At 65.0% G+C, this 15,834-nt stretch carries 19 protein-coding genes and 2 pseudogenes; 5 read left to right on the forward strand and 16 right to left on the reverse strand.

Features of this window, described 5'->3' with window-relative positions:
- The 3 genes from glmM to Atep_RS07015 are packed head-to-tail and all read left to right on the forward strand — an operon-like array spanning window position 1 to window position 2,059.
- Window positions 1–1,335: a phosphoglucosamine mutase gene (gene glmM, locus Atep_RS07005; RefSeq protein ID WP_213381098.1), complete on the forward strand. Its 1,335-nt coding sequence runs from the start codon at window positions 1–3 to the stop codon at window positions 1,333–1,335.
- An 18-nt stretch (window positions 1,336–1,353) separates the two neighbouring features.
- Window positions 1,354–1,791, forward strand: coding sequence for a type II toxin-antitoxin system RatA family toxin (locus tag Atep_RS07010; protein WP_213381099.1), 438 nt, complete (start codon window positions 1,354–1,356; stop codon window positions 1,789–1,791).
- Complete coding sequence (locus Atep_RS07015) at window positions 1,784–2,059, forward strand: RnfH family protein (protein ID WP_213381100.1); 276 nt, start codon at window positions 1,784–1,786, stop codon at window positions 2,057–2,059. Before Atep_RS07010 ends, Atep_RS07015 begins: the two co-directional genes overlap by 8 nt.
- A 188-nt stretch (window positions 2,060–2,247) precedes the next feature.
- Here the strand turns inward: Atep_RS07015 and Atep_RS07020 are convergent, their stop codons facing one another.
- The 6 genes from Atep_RS07020 to Atep_RS07045 form a co-directional block, all read right to left on the reverse strand.
- The gene (locus Atep_RS07020) at window positions 2,248–3,240 is read right to left on the reverse strand and encodes a sensor domain-containing diguanylate cyclase (protein WP_213381101.1); all 993 of its coding nucleotides are present in this window, start codon (window positions 3,238–3,240) and stop codon (window positions 2,248–2,250) included.
- Window positions 3,240–3,857 (reverse strand): chemotaxis protein CheX, encoded by a 618-nt coding sequence (locus Atep_RS07025; RefSeq protein WP_213381103.1) that lies wholly within the window; start codon window positions 3,855–3,857, stop codon window positions 3,240–3,242. Before Atep_RS07025 ends, Atep_RS07020 begins: the two co-directional genes overlap by 1 nt.
- A gap of 4 nt (window positions 3,858–3,861) precedes the next feature.
- Window positions 3,862–4,233 (reverse strand): response regulator transcription factor, encoded by a 372-nt coding sequence (locus Atep_RS07030; protein ID WP_213381105.1) that lies wholly within the window; start codon window positions 4,231–4,233, stop codon window positions 3,862–3,864.
- A 110-nt stretch (window positions 4,234–4,343) separates the two neighbouring features.
- Entirely contained in the window at window positions 4,344–5,051 is a 708-nt protein-coding gene (tsaA, locus tag Atep_RS07035; RefSeq protein ID WP_213381107.1) for a tRNA (N6-threonylcarbamoyladenosine(37)-N6)-methyltransferase TrmO, read from the reverse strand.
- Window positions 5,041–5,403: a CBS domain-containing protein gene (locus Atep_RS07040; RefSeq protein ID WP_213381109.1), complete on the reverse strand. Its 363-nt coding sequence runs from the start codon at window positions 5,401–5,403 to the stop codon at window positions 5,041–5,043. The genes tsaA and Atep_RS07040 overlap by 11 nt, the downstream gene beginning before the upstream one ends.
- On the reverse strand, window positions 5,400–5,915 hold the full coding sequence (locus Atep_RS07045) for a DHH family phosphoesterase (RefSeq protein ID WP_213381111.1): 516 nt from the start codon (window positions 5,913–5,915) through the stop codon (window positions 5,400–5,402). The genes Atep_RS07040 and Atep_RS07045 overlap by 4 nt, the downstream gene beginning before the upstream one ends.
- A gap of 350 nt (window positions 5,916–6,265) precedes the next feature.
- Here Atep_RS07045 and Atep_RS07050 point away from each other — a divergent pair.
- Window positions 6,266–6,439: pseudogene (locus Atep_RS07050) on the forward strand (transposase); the annotation flags it as partial.
- Here Atep_RS07050 and Atep_RS17005 read toward each other — a convergent pair.
- The 10 genes and pseudogenes from Atep_RS17005 to Atep_RS07095 all read right to left on the reverse strand — a co-directional run bounded on the left by Atep_RS17005 (window position 6,402) and on the right by Atep_RS07095 (window position 13,929).
- Window positions 6,402–6,572 carry a hypothetical protein gene (locus Atep_RS17005; protein ID WP_336511389.1) on the reverse strand — a complete coding sequence of 57 codons (171 nt, stop codon included), beginning with the start codon at window positions 6,570–6,572 and terminating at the stop codon, window positions 6,402–6,404. The pseudogene Atep_RS07050 and the gene Atep_RS17005 overlap by 38 nt on opposite strands.
- 115 nt (window positions 6,573–6,687) lie before the next feature.
- Window positions 6,688–7,143: a DUF1810 domain-containing protein gene (locus Atep_RS07055; RefSeq protein ID WP_213381113.1), complete on the reverse strand. Its 456-nt coding sequence runs from the start codon at window positions 7,141–7,143 to the stop codon at window positions 6,688–6,690.
- 17 nt (window positions 7,144–7,160) lie between these two features.
- Window positions 7,161–7,562 (reverse strand): lactoylglutathione lyase, encoded by a 402-nt coding sequence (gene gloA, locus Atep_RS07060; RefSeq protein WP_213381114.1) that lies wholly within the window; start codon window positions 7,560–7,562, stop codon window positions 7,161–7,163.
- Window positions 7,563–7,606: 44 nt separating this feature from the next.
- The gene (locus tag Atep_RS07065; RefSeq protein ID WP_213381116.1) at window positions 7,607–8,098 is read right to left on the reverse strand and encodes a SprT-like domain-containing protein; all 492 of its coding nucleotides are present in this window, start codon (window positions 8,096–8,098) and stop codon (window positions 7,607–7,609) included.
- A 7-nt stretch (window positions 8,099–8,105) separates the two neighbouring features.
- Window positions 8,106–8,333, reverse strand: a pseudogene (locus Atep_RS07070) (hypothetical protein); the annotation flags it as partial.
- Window positions 8,334–8,346: 13 nt separating this feature from the next.
- Window positions 8,347–9,366, reverse strand: a complete 1,020-nt coding sequence (locus tag Atep_RS07075; protein WP_213381118.1) for a diguanylate cyclase — start codon at window positions 9,364–9,366, stop codon at window positions 8,347–8,349.
- Window positions 9,367–9,560: 194 nt separating this feature from the next.
- On the reverse strand, window positions 9,561–10,352 hold the full coding sequence (locus Atep_RS07080) for an ABC transporter permease subunit (RefSeq protein ID WP_213381120.1): 792 nt from the start codon (window positions 10,350–10,352) through the stop codon (window positions 9,561–9,563).
- Between the two features lie 380 nt (window positions 10,353–10,732).
- Window positions 10,733–11,662 (reverse strand): ABC transporter permease subunit, encoded by a 930-nt coding sequence (locus Atep_RS07085; RefSeq protein ID WP_213381121.1) that lies wholly within the window; start codon window positions 11,660–11,662, stop codon window positions 10,733–10,735.
- Window positions 11,663–11,672: 10 nt separating this feature from the next.
- A complete protein-coding gene (locus Atep_RS07090; protein WP_213381123.1) occupies window positions 11,673–12,809 on the reverse strand; it encodes an ABC transporter ATP-binding protein in 1,137 nt (378 codons plus the stop codon).
- Window positions 12,810–12,825: 16 nt separating this feature from the next.
- Complete coding sequence (locus tag Atep_RS07095) at window positions 12,826–13,929, reverse strand: polyamine ABC transporter substrate-binding protein (protein ID WP_213381125.1); 1,104 nt, start codon at window positions 13,927–13,929, stop codon at window positions 12,826–12,828.
- 268 nt (window positions 13,930–14,197) lie between these two features.
- Here Atep_RS07095 and hisF point away from each other — a divergent pair, with 268 nt between their 5' ends.
- Window positions 14,198–15,802, forward strand: a complete 1,605-nt coding sequence (gene hisF, locus Atep_RS07100; protein WP_213381127.1) for an imidazole glycerol phosphate synthase subunit HisF — start codon at window positions 14,198–14,200, stop codon at window positions 15,800–15,802.
- Window positions 15,803–15,834: the final 32 nt, after the last annotated feature.

The raw sequence follows: 15,834 nt of genomic DNA on the forward strand, positions 1-15,834 counted from the left end.
ATGCGTCAGTATTTCGGCACCGACGGCATCCGCGGACGGGTCGGTACGGGCCACATCACCCCCGACTTCGTGCTCAAGCTCGGCTGGGCGGCCGGGCGTGTGCTCGGCAATGGCCGCGGCAAGATCCTGATCGGCAAGGACACGCGCATCTCGGGTTATATGTTCGAATCGGCGCTGGAGGCCGGCTTGGTCGCGGCCGGCGTCGATATCCGGTTACTCGGCCCCATGACCACGCCGGGCGTCGCCTATCTGACGCGCACCTTTCGAGCCAGCGCCGGCATCGTCATCACGGCCTCTCACAATCCGTTCGACGACAACGGCATCAAGTTCTTTTCCGCCGACGGCGACAAGCTGCCCGATGAGGTGGAACTGGCCATCGAGGCCGAACTCGATCAGCCGATCCGCACCGTCGAATCGAGCGCGCTCGGCAAGGTCAAGCGCATCGACGACGCCAACGGGCGCTATATCGAGTTCTGCAAGAGCACCATCCCGGCCAGCATGAACTTCCGGGGTCTGAAGCTCGTGGTCGACTGCGCCAACGGCGCGACCTACAACACAGCGCCCTTCGTCTTCGAGGAACTCGGCGCCAATGTCATCCGGCTCGGCACCGAACCCGACGGTTTCAACATCAACCAGGGCGTCGGCTCGACCCAACCGGGAGCATTGCGTGAGGCCGTGGTGCGCGAAGATGCGGATCTCGGCATCGCCTTCGACGGCGACGGCGACCGGGTGCTCATGGTCGACTCGCGCGGTAACCTGATCGACGGCGACCAGCTGCTCTACGTCATCGCCAAGTCGCGCCTGCTCACCGGCGCCATGCGCGGCGAGGTGGTCGGCACCCTGATGAGCAATCTCGGCTTCGAGCACGCGCTCAAGCGACTCGGCATCGGCTTTGCGCGTACCAAGGTCGGCGACCGCTACATCATGGAACGGCTCAAGGCCGGCGACGGGATCCTCGGCGGCGAGCCCTCGGGACACATCATCTGCCGCGACCGCACCACCACCGGCGACGGCATCGTCTCGGCGCTCCAGGTTCTGGCGGCGCTCGACCGGCTCGGCACCCGGCTCGACGATCTCGGCAGCGAGGTCGAACTCTATCCGCAGGTGCTCATCAACGTGCGTCTCGACCAGCCGCGTGATGTGCTGAGTCTGCCCGAGGTCCGGGACGCCGTCGCCACGGCCGAGAGCGAACTGGCCGGGCGCGGACGGGTGCTGTTGCGTCCCTCGGGCACCGAACCCCTAGTGCGCGTCATGGTCGAGGGCAGCGACCGTCCGCAGGTCGAACGGCTCGCCGAACGGCTCGCCGGGGTCGTGCGTGCTCAACTCACCGCTTGATAGTGTTTCGGAACCATCGTGGCCATCGTTAGAAAAAGCGCTCTGGTGCCCTATTCGGCATCCCGCATGTTCGATCTCGTCTATGACGTCACTTCCTATCCGCAATTCCTGCCCTGGTGCGACAGCGCCAGCGTGATCTCCGAGACCGAGGACAGGATCTGCGGTCAGATCGGGGTGCATCGGATGGGGATTCGACAGACCTTCAGTACCTGCAACCGTTTCGAACGCGATCGGCTGATGCACATCGATCTGCTCGACGGGCCGTTCCGCAAGCTGGTCGGCGCCTGGCGCTTCACGCCGCTGCGCGAGGATGCCTCCAAGGTCGAACTGGAACTGGAGTTCGAGTTCTCGGGACGGCTGATCGACAAGGCGTTCGGCGGCGTTTTCCACCAGATCGCCAATACCCTGGTCGATGCCTTCTGCAAGCGTGCCGAGGAGGTCTACAGCCGTGACTGAGTATCTCCAGATCTCGGTCGCCTATGTCGGCACGGACGGACAGGCGCTGCGGACGCTGGAAGTGCGAACCGGCACCAGTGTCCGCGAGGCCATCGAGCAATGCGGCCTGCTGGATCAGTTCGCCGAGATCGATCTCGACACCAACAAGGTCGGCATCTTCGGCAAGCTGGCCAAGCTGGATCAGGCGGTCGAGGAGGGCGATCGGATCGAGATCTATCGCCCCCTGATCGCCGATCCCAAGACGGCGCGCAAGCGGCGCGCGGCCTGAGTCCCCTCCCCAATCCATCCATGGAGATCTCGGCGAACGGGCTTTGGAGTAGGGCAAATCGCGGAACGAAGGCTAACGCACAACTCCCTGATCCGCCGCAATTCAGGCGCTTTTCTCATCCAACCCGTGCAGCGACAGGCGGACTGATGCGGGTCAAGTGTGCATGAGTTTTTTGCCTGACAAGCCAATTATTTTGAGTGCAAGCCTGCCAAGGCAGAGTCCGGCAGCGGACGGGCGATGCCGCTCTCGGCGTCGTACCACATGCAGCGGTTGCGCCCGGCATCCTTGGCCGTGTAGAGCGCCAGATCCGCCTGAGCGACCAGGATGTAGCAGAGCTGCTCATCGGTCGGAATCATGGCGGCGATGCCGATGCTGACGCTGACTCGGCCGATGCCTGCGGCGGGGTGGGGGAGGTCGAGCTTTTCGACGGCCAGACGCAGCCGTTCGGCGACCGCGCAGGCCGCCGGGCCATCGGTGTCGGCCAGCAAGAGCGCGAACTCCTCGCCGCCATAGCGCGAGACCCGGTCGCCATCGCGTCTCAAGACATCCCGCAGTGTTTGAGCCACCCGGATCAGACAGGCGTCGCCGCCCTGATGGCCGAAGTGGTCGTTGTAGGCCTTGAAGCTGTCGACGTCGATCATGAGCATGGCGATCGGACGCTTTTTGTCCTTGGCCTGTCTGAAACGCTGCGCCAGATCCTGATCGAAGCGGCGCCGGTTGCCGACGCCCGTGAGCGGATCCTGGTAGCTGGTTTCGATCAACTGGGTCGACTGGGCGCGCAGACGCCGCTCGCGGCGCAGGGCGGCCGTCATGTCATGGATCTGGATCAGACAGGCGCAGTGCTCGTGACGCAGTGGGCTGACATAGATGAGCTGCTGCATACGCTGGTCGCGCTGGCGATCTCCCGGGCGATGATAGAGCGGCAGCAGGCTTGGATTGAGGCTCGGCGCGAGCATGGCCGAGAGCTTGAAGCGCAGCGTATCCGAGATGCTGGATTCGAGACGGCTGCCGCTCACCTCGGGGAAGAGCTCTTCGAGCCGCCGTCCGGCGACATCGGCGAGCGTCAGACCGCTGTGGCGCTTCATCCAGCCGTTCCAGGACACCACCCGCCCCTTGTGATCGAGCAGGATCAGGCCGATCCGCAGACTGTCGATCAGCTGCGTGCCGAGTTCGATGTCCATCAGCGCATCCCGATCCGATCGAGATAGGCATCGAGACAGTCGCGCAGATCCAGCAGCGAGCCGACGCCCAGCAGAAAGACCAGATGTCCCTGAATCAATTGCCGGCGCATGGTGAGCCGGATTTGGAGCAGGAGGACCAGTCGGTCGGCGTCACCCTCGGCGAAGATCGGCAGCGAGTCGGTGTCGCTGAAATAATGCTCGGGCAGACCGCCGTGCAGCTCGATGCCGAACTCATCGGCGAGCGCGCTCATGCAGGCGTTGAGGATGACGTTGCCGATCTCGCACATCGCCTCCTGCTCGAACTCGGAGAGCTCCTCCGGCGTCAGTTCGGGATCGAGCATGTTGCTGAGGATGGCGAGTGCATTGCGTTCGGGGAACAGCAGGATGGCCTTGGAGACGAACGGACCCTCGAAGTCGATCGTCACCATGCTCAGCTCCTTGAACTCCGAGCCGATCAGGGTCGCGGTCACTTCATGGGCCTGGATCAGATCGACGAAGGGCGCCGACAGCTCGATCTCGTCGCGCACCATCTGACTGAGGCTGTGTGCCGCGCGCCCAACCCCGAGGTTGAAGAGTTCACCGAGTGCGTCGCGATGGAGCTCGCTGAGTTCGGACACCGATTCATTCCTCGAAGAAGGCCACCATGCGCGCCACGGACTCGGGCGTGATCGGCTTGGAGACGAAGTGCACGCCGGCCTTCTCGGTGGCCTGACGCACATAGTCCTGGATGTTCGCGGTGCAGATGACGACCCGGATGTCGGGGCTGTGGAGCCGGATGCGCCCGGCCGTCTCCAGTCCGCTCATGCCGGGCATGTTGACGTCCAGGCTGACCAGGGTCGGCGGATCGCGCTCGATCATCTCCAGGGCTTCGGCTCCGCTCGCCGCCTCGGTGATGCGCCAGTCGGGACGCAGATCCGCGATCAGGCGGTTCAGCATCATGCGTGACATCCGGCTGTCGTCAACGATGAGTAGTGAGTGGTTGTGTGTGCCCATGGTTTTACGGAGTGCGTCGAAGTGTCTTCTTAATATAACCCAGACCGGTCGTTGGAATGGTCGCATGGTCGCGCCGGATACGCCAGACGGTTTCGCTCGGCGTATGGGCTTCAAGGCGCGGGGCGAATCCCGATCACCTCGATGTGACCGGCCTCCAGGCGCCAGCGGATGTCGAACTCCATGAGTCGCAGACCGAATTCGCGTCGTTCCGGATAGCGGTCCATGTAGCCGGGGCGCGGGTCTTGTTCCAGAACCTGGGTGACGAGCGTGCGCAGGGCGCGGGCGCCGTCGGGGTTGAAGCGTTCCAGGTCGGCGTCGGCCGCCGGGCTGAAGCGCACCTCGCGCGGGTCCGGCGGCGGCGCGACGGCGAATCCGCCGCGCGCCTCGGGGATCGCGTCGGCATAGGGCACATAGGGCTTGATGTCGAGCACGGGCGTGCCGTCGAGCATGTCGACGCCGCGCAGGCGTAGTGCCAGTCCTCGCTCGTCCCGGATCAGCCCCAGATGCTCGACGGCGGAGAGTCCGATCGGGTTGGGCCGATAGGGGGCGCGGCTGGCGAAGACCCCGACCGATTCGCGCCCACCGAGTCGTGGTGGCCGAACCGTCGGATTCCAACCGGCCTCCAGACAATCCTGATGGAAGACGAACAGGATCCAGACGTGCGAGAAGCCGTCGAGTGCCTTGAAGGCCTCCTCGCGCGCGAACTCGGGCCGGAGTTCCAGCCGCGCCTCGGCGGCCGTCACCAGTCCGGGTTGACGCGGGATGCCGAACTTGTCCGTGTAGGGCGAGCGGATAAATCCAATCGGTTCAAAGATCATAGAGACTCAGCATGATGGCCGCGCGCGTGATCTCGCCGACGACACGCCCATCTTCAATCACCGGCAGGACGCCGACATCGGCGCGGGTCATGAGTCGCAGCGCCTCGCGCGTGGTGCGCTCCGGCGTGACCACCTCCAGATCGCGTCGCATCAGTGCGCTGACCGGATGCTCCCAGCCGGCGTCGTCCCTGACCTTGGCCAACTGCTCCTCGCCGAGCGCCCCGAGCACGCCGCCCTGGGCGTCGAGCACCAGCAGGACCGAGCGATGGCTGTCGCGCAGACGCCCGGCCGCCACGCGCAGACTGTCCTGGGGCGCGAGCGCCAGTCGCACCGGCGACATCAGGTCGATCACCCGCTCGCTCTCAGGTTCGGCCTGGGCGATGAGCCGGCGTACCCGAGCGCGCGCCTCCTCGGCCGGGGCCTTGAGCACCGCCGAGCCGGCGCCCGGATGCCCGCCGTCGCCGAGCTGACGCACCAGGGCGCCGACGTCGAACAGGCGCGGATTAGGGTGACGGTCGCGCCGACCTCCTCGCGATGCAGCTCGCCGGCCCGGATCGAACCGGGGGCCATGTGATGATCCCAGACGATGGTCTCCAGGTCCGTCCGCTCGGCGAGCATACGCAGATCGTCGAGGCGCTCCCAACTGCCGGTGTCGGTGACGATCAGCCGCTCGACGGCCGCCGGATCGATGGCGCGGCGCGGCTTGAGCTGGAGCAGATCCCAGTGCACGGTCAGGAACTCGCGCACCGCCGGCCGGACCTGACTCGGCACCATCCGCGTCACGCCCGGATAGAGGAAGGAGGCCGCCACCATGGAGGCCAGGGCATCGAAGTCCGAATTGATATGGGTGGTGACGATCTGCATGACGCTCCTTGGTGGATCTCAGTCCTGCAACAGCATCGGGTTCACCCCGCTGCGCCCGTAGCCTTCCTCGCTCATCAGCCAGTCCCGACACGATCCGGCGTAGACGTTCGGCGGGGGTTCCGGCAGTTTCTTTTAAAATTGCTCGTTCATGAGCAATCATTATGGTTTTTATGAGCGGTTGACCGGTGATGCCATCTTGGTGATCTGCAATGCTCGTGTATTCTCTTTCCTGATTAGTTACGAATCTCAGCCGAGTCGTCTCTTCCGGCCTACACTCCAAGTAGATGCCACCCACCGGAGACCACAGATGCCTCAGAACACAATTCAGTTTCAGAAAGGCTTGAGTTTGCCGGAAACTGTTGCAGGTCATGAAAGAGCGCGACGATCAAACACCGCTCAGCGGCGTCATCGAGGTCGACGATGCCTACTGGGGCGGCGAGCACCACGGGGGCAAGCGCGGGCGCGGCTCACCGAACAAGGTTCCATTCATCGCCGCGCTCTCGTGCGACGAGGACAACCACCCGCCCGTACCGCCTCTGGCTTTGGTGTGGCGCAACAGGCGACGCACGCTACAGCCACCACATCATCATTGCCACTGACCGAAAAGACCGCCGATATCTCAGGCGTGTCGGCGAGTCGCTCCGCGACCTCGTTCACCTTGGTGCGGTCGACATTGATCGGCCAGTTGCCTGGGGTGACTCAGGGGCCTTGATCCAGCCACTGAAGCGCCCGCGCCCGCTCGGCGATCAGCCGGACCGGATAGGCGCCCCAGTCATCGCTTATCATGACCGGATTCAGCCGAAAGGCATTCCAGCGTCAGCCGATCAGGCCGCCCTCCACAATACCGCTCCAGCAGCTGATGGAACACCGACCCCGGTGGTGAGATCTGGGCAAAGAGCGTGGCACTGGAGCCCAGTTTCAGGTCGTCCGGCGATCCCAGAATCTCCCGTGCCGATCGCCCCTTGATCGCCAACAGCACTTCGGCACACTCACGCAACCGTACCCCAAGGAGCGGATGGTCCAGATAGGCCCGCGCCTCGTCCAGGTCGCGTAGGGCATAGCGGCACGCCGGCGCGCTCGATCCGAGTCCGGCGATCTGCGGGAAGACGAACCACATCCAGTGCGAGCGTTTGCGGCCGGCGCGCAGTTCAGCCAGCGCCTGGGCATAGATGTCGCGCTGGGCCTCAATGAAGCGGTTCAGGTCATAGGGATCGGTGGACGTGGTCATCGCTCGGCACTCCCCCGCTATCCCTCGCCCGCCACCTGTCCGGCACCGATGAGTTCGATCGGGTAGCCGTCGGGATCCTCGACGAAGGCGATGATCGTCGTTCCCGCGTTCATGGGGCCGGCTTCGCGCAGGATCTTGCCGCCCTGAGTCTTGATGCGTTCCACGGCGGCGTAGACGTCCTCGACCTCGATGGCGATGTGGCCATAGGCCGTGCCGCGCTCGTAATGCTCCACGCCCCAGTTGTAGGTCAGCTCGATGACGCTCTGCTCGGACTCCTCGCCATAGCCGAGAAAGGCGAGCGTGAACTCACCGTCCGGGTAGTCCTTCCGGCGTAGCAGGCGCATCCCGAGCACCTGGGTGTAGAAGTCGATGGAACGCTGTAAGTTGCCGGTGCGCAACATGGTGTGGAGGATTCTCATAAGGGACTCCTGAGTTGAGTGTGAGAATGGGGCGGGTATCGCAATCAGCCGGTCTTCACCCGCTCCAGGCGCAACGTCCCGCGTGTCTCGGGCCGTCCGCGCAGATGGCGCTGCGGCAGCGAGTCGAGAAAGGCGCGCGCCGGGCGGCGGTGATAGTGCCGGATCACCTGCTCCCGGCCATCGACGAGGGCCACCAGCACATAGCGCGCCGACAGGGGTTCGGTCTCGGGTGAGGCCGCGCGCGAGCCGGCGATGTGCGTGCAGCCGACCCGCTCGGCCCAGGCTCGCCAGCGCGGACCATGCCCGGCACGGGGACCGGCGAGCGCATGGGCGATCTCATGGCGAATGGTGTTGAGAATGAGCGCCGGATCCGGCTCACGCGCGGTCAGCAGCGCCGAGAGCTCGATCCGGCGTCGATCGTAACGGCACAACCCATGCGCCCGGCGGCGACGGTTCCAGCCGAATGACCAGTCGGCGAGCTGGGGAAAGCGACACAGTTCGCGCTGAGCTAGGACTTCGGCGGCGTGTAGCTCCATCGGCGCCTCAACCGATCACCGGATGCGCCAATCCCGCCCGCCAGTCTTCGACGAAGGCCTCGATGGATTCGATGAAGTCGGGATCATGCTCGGTACGGTTGATGGTGGCGTGGATCAGGACACCCGTTCCCGCCGGGGCCGCGTCTTCCTGAGCGGTCAGTGTCCAGGCCAAGGCATTGGGGCAGGTCGGCAGTGTGAAGCGCACCCCTTCCCGGATGCACTCGCGCCGCACCCGGCAGCGGCGTACTCTAAAGCGCCTGGACGACACGGTCGCGCCCGTCGAGTTTCGCGCGATACAAGGCGGCATCGACCCGCGTGATCAGTTCTTCGCGCGACTCACCCACACGATAGCTCGCCACCCCCAGGCTGGCCGTCTGCGGCTGCTCCAGACCTGGAAAGACATGGGCACGCACCGCCGCACGCAGCTGCTCGGCGCGTTCGACGGCCGCTTCCAGTGTCATACCGGGGCAGATGACGAGAAACTCCTCGCCGCCCCAGCGGCCCAGCAGATCCGTGGCGCGGATCGTCGCCGACAGGAGACCGGACAATTCGACCAGCACACGATCGCCCTGGAGATGACCGTAGGTGTCGTTGATGCGCTTGAAGTGATCGAGATCCAGCAGAATCAGTGAGAGCGGATAGGCCGCATCCTGAGCCCGTTGGATAGCCGTGTCCAGATACGCATCGATCTTGAGCCGATTGGACAGGCCCGTGAGTGTGTCGGTCGTGGCGATGCGGGCGATCTCGGTGAGGGCTTGCTGAAGCTCCTGGGTCTTTTTGTTGACGAGGCGTTCGAGCACCTGATTACGGGCTTCGAGTTCCTTGAGCGGGTAGGACTCATCTTCGCCATGCGCCTGAGTCGGCAGTGAAAGGTGCATGTGCTCGATCAGCCAGTCGTTGTCCCGTTGGACGAAGACCAGGCTCAAGCGCAGATGCCGGAAACTGACGGCATGGTCGAGCACCGTCGTGTGCAGATCGAGTTCGGCGCTGACCAGACCAAGATCCGGGGAAACGCCCTGAATGTGCGGTGGACGCCGCAGGCGGTAGGTGGTGGGATTCGGAGCCTGTTCGATGTCGCGCCGATAGAGCTGTGACACCGTGGCGAAGGTCATGGCCGTTTCGTCGCGCCCGGTTCCGAACCCCGTGATCGTTGGGCTGAGCCGGGCCAGGGTTCCGGATAGATCCCGTTGCGTGAAATACACGTCGAGATAGCGCCGGAACGCCTGTTCGATGGCTGCGGTTGCCGTGGCGGTGGTGTTCGTGGACATGATGGGCGACATGGCGTGGGCCTCTCAGCTACCTGAAGATCCATCGTAGGTGCTCCTTCGGGATGCCGGCTTCGGATGTTCGATCGATGAATTTGAAGCCTAGCATACTCAAGCTGTCGCGCGTGGTGTCGCCGGTCGGCTCGGGGTGGATGCGGCTTGGATCGCAGTCGGGCGCCCGTACCGCAGAGCCTGACTCAGCGCCGCCGCAACGAGAAGCCGGCGATGACAACCGCCAGCGCGACCACGGCGACCACCAGGGTCGCGAGCGCGTTGATCTGGGGCGAGACACCCATGCGCACGCTCGAATAGATCACCATCGGCAGCGTGGTCGAGCCGGGGCCGGAGACGAAGCTGGCGATGACCAGATCGTCGAGCGAGAGCGTGAAGGCCAGGAGCCACCCGGAGAGCAGCGCCGGGGCGATCAGCGGCAGCGTGATGCGCAGATAGACCGTCAGCGGACGCGCGCCAAGATCCATCGCGGCCTCTTCCAGCGAGCTGTCCATTCGCGCCAGACGCGAGCGCACCACCACGGCGACATAGGCCATGCTGAACGTGATGTGGGCGATGGTGATGGTGCTGAAGCCGCGTCCGTCCGGCCAGCCGATGGTCTGTTGCAAGGCGACGAACAGCAGCAGCATGGACAGACCGATGATGACGTCCGGCATCACCAGCGGCGCGGTCAGCAGCAGTTCCAGCCCGGTACGGCCGCGAAAGCGTCCGTGACGCACCAGGGCATTGGCCGCGAGCGTGCCCAGTACCAGGGCGATGGTGGCATTGAGCGCCGCGATACGCACACTCAGCCAGGCGGCATCCAGCAACTGCCGGTTGTGCAGTAGCTCTCCATACCATTTGAGCGAAAAGCCCGACCAGACCGTCACCAGCCGCGATTCGTTGAACGAATAGAGGATCAGCAGCAGGATCGGCACATAGAGGAAGGCATAGCCGAAGGCCAGTACGCTCAGGAGCGGCCAGGAGCGTCGTTTCATCAGTTCCTCCGCGAGAAACCCCGTCCTTCAGGGCGGGGAGGGAGAGCGGCTACGACCGTGCAGCCGCCGGAAACAGGTGCAGGCTTTCCACCTGCCGGGCCGTGAGGCTCTGCCCGTAAGGGCCTGGTGACGGTGCGGCGTCTCACGACGCGACACGCTCCCCTCGCCAATGTGTGCCACCGGCTCCCGCCTGACGGCGGCGACCCGAACCTTCGACGCTTTACCTTTCGTCAGCATGGTCCGGGCCTTTCAGAGCGGCGGACTGAGGAAGCATCCGCCGGTGAGTCTTGACGACCTGTTGCACACGGAGCCCCTTTCGACCGTCCCGGTCAGGCGGGCTGAGGCTGGTCAACCCAGCTTGCTTTCACAAGCTCCGCCCTTCAGGGCGGGGTAGTTGACGTCCGTCCGCCCTCGTTATCCTGTTGCAGCCGCTGCATGAGCACGAAGGGCACCACCAGCACCGCGAGCAGCACGATCGCCAGTGCCGAGGCCAGCGGCCAGTCCTTGTTGGCGAAGAACTCGGTCCACATCAGCTTGCCGATCATCAGACTTCCCGGACTGCCGAGCAGATCCGGGATCACGAACTCGCCGACCACCGGAATGAACACCAGCATGCTGCCGGCGACGATGCCCGGCATCGACAGCGGCAGGGTCACGCGCGTGAAGGCGCGAAACGGCCGACAGCCGAGATCCGCCGCCGCCTCCAGCAGGGTCGGGTCGAGCCGGGTCAGGTTGGCATAGAGCGGCAGGATCATGAACGGCAGGTAGGAATAGATCACGCCGATATAGACCGCCGTCTGGGTGTGCAGGATCTTCAGCGGCTGGTCGATGACCCCGAGCTGGAGCAGAAAATTGTTGAGCAGCCCATTGGCGTTCAGCAGCCCGATCCAGGCATAGACCCGGATCAGGAACGAGGTCCAGAACGGCAGGATGATGAGCATCAGGAGCGGAATGCGCCGCGACTCGGGCGCGGTGGCGATGGCATAGGCCATCGGATAGCCGAGCAGCAGACAGCCGAGCGTGCCGATCAGAGCCACCCAGAGCGAGTTGAGCAGGGCCGCCAGATACATCTCGTCCTGCCCGATCAACTGGAAGTTGCCCAGGTTGAGGCGGATCTGGAGCACGCCCTGTTCGACCCACTCCCAGAGCGCGGTGTAGGGCGGCTGGGCGAGCTGCGGCTCGGCCAGGCTGATGCGCAGCACAATGACGAAGGGCAAGAGGAAGAATAGCCCCAGCCACAGATAGGGCAGGCCGATGTTGACCAGTCGCCCCAGACGGCGCTCGTTGCTCAGGCGTGGCGATTGTTTCATGCGCGCCGGCTCAGTCGGTCAGGACCACGCCGCTGGTCGGCGACCACTCGACCCAGACCTCCTGCTCCCAGGTCAGGGCCTGCTCGGTGCGCGGCTGGATGTTGGTCAGGGTCATCTCGACCAGGGTGTCGCCGCCGGTACGGATGCGGTAGATCGATACGTCGCCGAGATAGGCGATGTCCTCGACCACGCCCTGGAGCCGGTTGACGCCCTCATCGCTCGGGGTCCGGCACAGACGCAGTTTCTCGGGCCGGATCGCCACGACCGCCGGGGTGCCGATCGGATGCGGCTGGAGATTGCGCATCCGCATCAGACCGCCGAACTGGGCCTCGATCAGGACGTCGTCGCCCTGGATCTCGACGATCTTGCCCTCGAACAGATTGACCGAGCCGATGAACTCGGCCACGAAGCGGCTGTTGGGGAACTCGTAGATCGCCGTCGGGGTGTCGACCTGCATAATCCGACCCGAGTCCATGACTGCGATGCGGCTCGACATGGTCATGGCCTCTTCCTGATCATGGGTGACGGTGACGAAGGTGATGCCGAGCCGCTCCTGGAGGTTGACCAGCTCGAACTGGGTGTTCTCGCGCAGACGTTTGTCGAGCGCGCCGAGCGGCTCGTCGAGCAGCAGCAGCTTGGGGTGCTTGGCGAGACTGCGGGCAAGCGCTACGCGCTGACGCTGACCGCCCGAGAGCTGATCGGGCCGACGTTTGCGCAGTTCGGTGATTCGGAGCAGATCGAGCATTTCACCGACGCGCTCGGCGCGCTCGCGGCGCGGCAGCCGGTCCTGTTTCAGCCCGAACTCGATGTTCTGCTCCACCGTCATGTGCGGAAAGAGCGCATAGGACTGGAACATCATGTTCACCGGCCGCGAGTAGGGCGGTACGTCGGTGACATCCACACCGTCGATATGGATGCGCCCGCTGGTCGGATACTCCAGACCGGCCAGCAGCCGCAGCAGGGTCGACTTGCCGCAGCCCGAACTGCCCAGGAGCGAGAAGAACTCGCCCTGGAAGATGTTCAGGCTGACGTCGTCGACGGCATAGACGTCACCGAACTTCTTGGTGACGCGCTCGATGCGCACATAGGGCGCGGCCTTGGGATCCTGCCAGGGTTCCAGCGGACGGCGATCGGAAGGACTGGGCACGCAAAGACTCGCCGGCTCACTGGTTGGACTTCAGGCGCGTCCACAACCGATTGAGGTTGCGGATCTCGCGCTCGGTACGCTCGTTGGGCGTGAACAGGCGTGCCCGGACTTCAGCGGGAGGATAGATGCCGGGATCGTCGCGCAGCTCGGCCGTGACCAGGGGCGTGGCCGCCTGATTGGGGTTGGCGTAGTACACATGATCCGAGACGGCGGCGATCACGGCCGGGTCGAGCAGGTGGGCGATCAGGGCATGGGCGGCCTCGGGATTGGGCGCGTCCTTGGGGATGGCCATGACATCGGTCCAGAGCACCGCGCCTTCGCGCGGGATGCGATAGGCGACCGTCACGCCCTTGTCGGCCTCCTTGGCCCGCTCGCGTGCCTGGAGCACGTCGCCCGAATAGCCGTGGGCCACGCAGGTGGCGCCATTGGCCAGATCGCTGATGTATTGCGACGAGTGGAAATAGCGGATGTGCGGACGCGCGGCCTTGATCAGTTCGGCGGCGGCCTCCAGATCCTCGGCGGCCTGACTGTTGGGATCCCGGCCCAGATAGGCCAGCGCGGCCGAGAAGACCTCGGTGGGATCGTCGAGCAGGCTGATGCCGCAGCCGGCGAGCTTCGACGCCTTCTCGGGATCGAAGATCAGCGCCCAGGTGTCGAGCGGTGCGTCCTCGCCGAGTGCGGCGCGGACCTTGTCGGGATTGAGGCCAATTCCGGTCGTCCCCCACAGATAGGGCACCAGATGGGCGTTGTCCGGATCGATCCTGGCCAGACCGGCCATGATGTCGGGATCGATCCGGTCGAGACCTGGGAGCTTGGACTTGTCGAGCGGCTGGTAGATTCCGGCCTTGACGTGACGCGCGGCGAAGGGGTGCGCGGTCGGGAACACCAGATCATAGCCGCTCGCGCCGGCCAGCAGCTTGGCCTCCAGCACCTCGTTGGAGTCGTAGAGGTCGAGCACGGGGCGGATGCCGGTGCGCTCCTGGAAGCCGGAGAGCGTGTCCTCGGCGAAGTAGTCGTTCCAGTTGTAGACGTGGACCCGCTCCTCGGCCTGGGCGACGGCGCCGACGGCCAGCAGGAACAGGGACAGCAGCAGACGCGGGGTCTTGGTTTGACCAGGCAATGGAGTACTCCTCTGGGCGATCAGCGTTCGATCACGGTGGCGGCCATGGCGGGGCGCCCGAACAGGCGGCCATGCTAACGCATGGCACGAGCGAGCGGTATGGCGAATTCGTGACGGCGTGACTGACAGCCTCACCGGCGACAGCAACTTTCGGCCTATGGCGATCCGCCCATAAATCACCTCCAGGGGGTTAGAATAGAACTATCGGTCCGATCCCGGCGATCGACACTCGAACCCTGTAACCGTCTCCTCGGATTCCACTGAAACTATGATTTCGCTCCTGGACTATGGCGCGGGCAACGTCCGCAGTCTGCGCAACGCCATCCACGCCCTCGGCTTCGAACTCACCGAGATCGAGCGTCCCGAGGACATCCTCAAAGCCGAGCGCCTGATCTTCCCCGGCGTCGGGGCCTTCGGGGCGGCCATGGAGCGGTTGCACCGTCTGGGGTATGTCGAGCCGCTCAAGGAATACCTGGCCGCCGATCGTCCCTTCCTGGCCATCTGCGTCGGGCTCCAGACCCTGTTCGAAGGCAGTGAGGAATCGCCGGGCGTCCCAGGTCTGGGCATCATCCCCGGCCAGATCCGCCGCTTCGCCGGTCAGGGGCTGTCGGTGCCGCACATGGGCTGGAACTCGGTGCGGCTGGAGCGCCCCTCACCGTTGTTCGCCCAGTACGCGGATGAGAAGTTCTATTTCGTCCACTCTTACCACGCGGCGCCGGGGGCGGAGAATGCCGACTGGCAGCTCGCGATCACCGACTATGGTCAGCCGTTCCTGAGTGCGGTGCAGCGCGGCGCCGTGGCCGCCGTCCAGTTCCATCCGGAGAAGAGCGGGGCGGCGGGGCTGGCGCTACTGCGCCGCTTCCTCGCCGCAGACCAAGCGGCCGGCGCCTCGATCGCGGTTCCGCATACCTTCAATGAACCGACGCGCTTCGCCAAACGCATCGTCGCCTGTCTCGATGTGCGCGCCAACGATCAGGGCGATCTGGTCGTCACCAAGGGCGATCAATACGACGTGCGCGAGAAATCCGGCGATCGCGACGTGCGCAACCTGGGCAAACCGGTCGATCTGGCCGCACGCTATTTCGACGAGGGCGCCGACGAAGTCACCTTCCTCAACATCACCGCCTTCCGCGATTTCCCGCTCGCCGACCAGCCGATGCTGGAAGTCCTGAAGCTCGCCTCGCAGCGCGTCTTCGTGCCCCTGACCATCGGCGGCGGCATCCGCGCCTTCACCGATGCCGACGGACGTCACTATTCGGCGCTCGATGTGGCGCACGAATATTTCCGCTCCGGGGCCGACAAGGTCTCGATCGGCTCGGACGCGGTCGCGGCGGTCGAGGACTATCTGGCGCGCGGCGGCGTGAAAGACGGCTCGACGGCCATCGAACAGATCGCCGCCGTCTACGGCAATCAGGCGGTGGTCATCTCCATCGACCCGCGCCGCGTCTATGTCGACTCGCCAGAGGCGACCCGCCACACGGTCGTGGAGACGGCCACGCCCGGTCCCAAGGGCGAGCGCTATTGCTGGTTCCAGTGCACCGTCAAGGGCGGACGCGAGGGGCGCGACCTCGACGTGGTCGAGCTGGCGCGCGCCTGCGAGGAGCTGGGCGCCGGCGAGATCCTGCTCAATTCCATCGACCGCGACGGCACCGGCGCCGGCTTCGATCTGGAGCTGATCGGCCAGGTCCGTGCGGCGGTGTCCATTCCGGTCATCGCCTCCAGCGGGGCCGGCTGTGTCGAACACTTCGCCGAGGTCTTCGCCGCGACCGGCGTCGAGGCGGCACTGGCGGCCGGTATCTTCCATCGGCGTGAGGTGCCGATCCAGGCCGTCAAGTCCTATCTGCGCGATCAGGGAATCGAGATTCGGAGCTGATGGACATGGTGATGCCGGTCAGAGGGTTGGTC

It is taken from the genome of Allochromatium tepidum (genome assembly GCF_018409545.1).
Classification (GTDB): domain Bacteria; phylum Pseudomonadota; class Gammaproteobacteria; order Chromatiales; family Chromatiaceae; genus Thermochromatium; species Thermochromatium tepidum_A.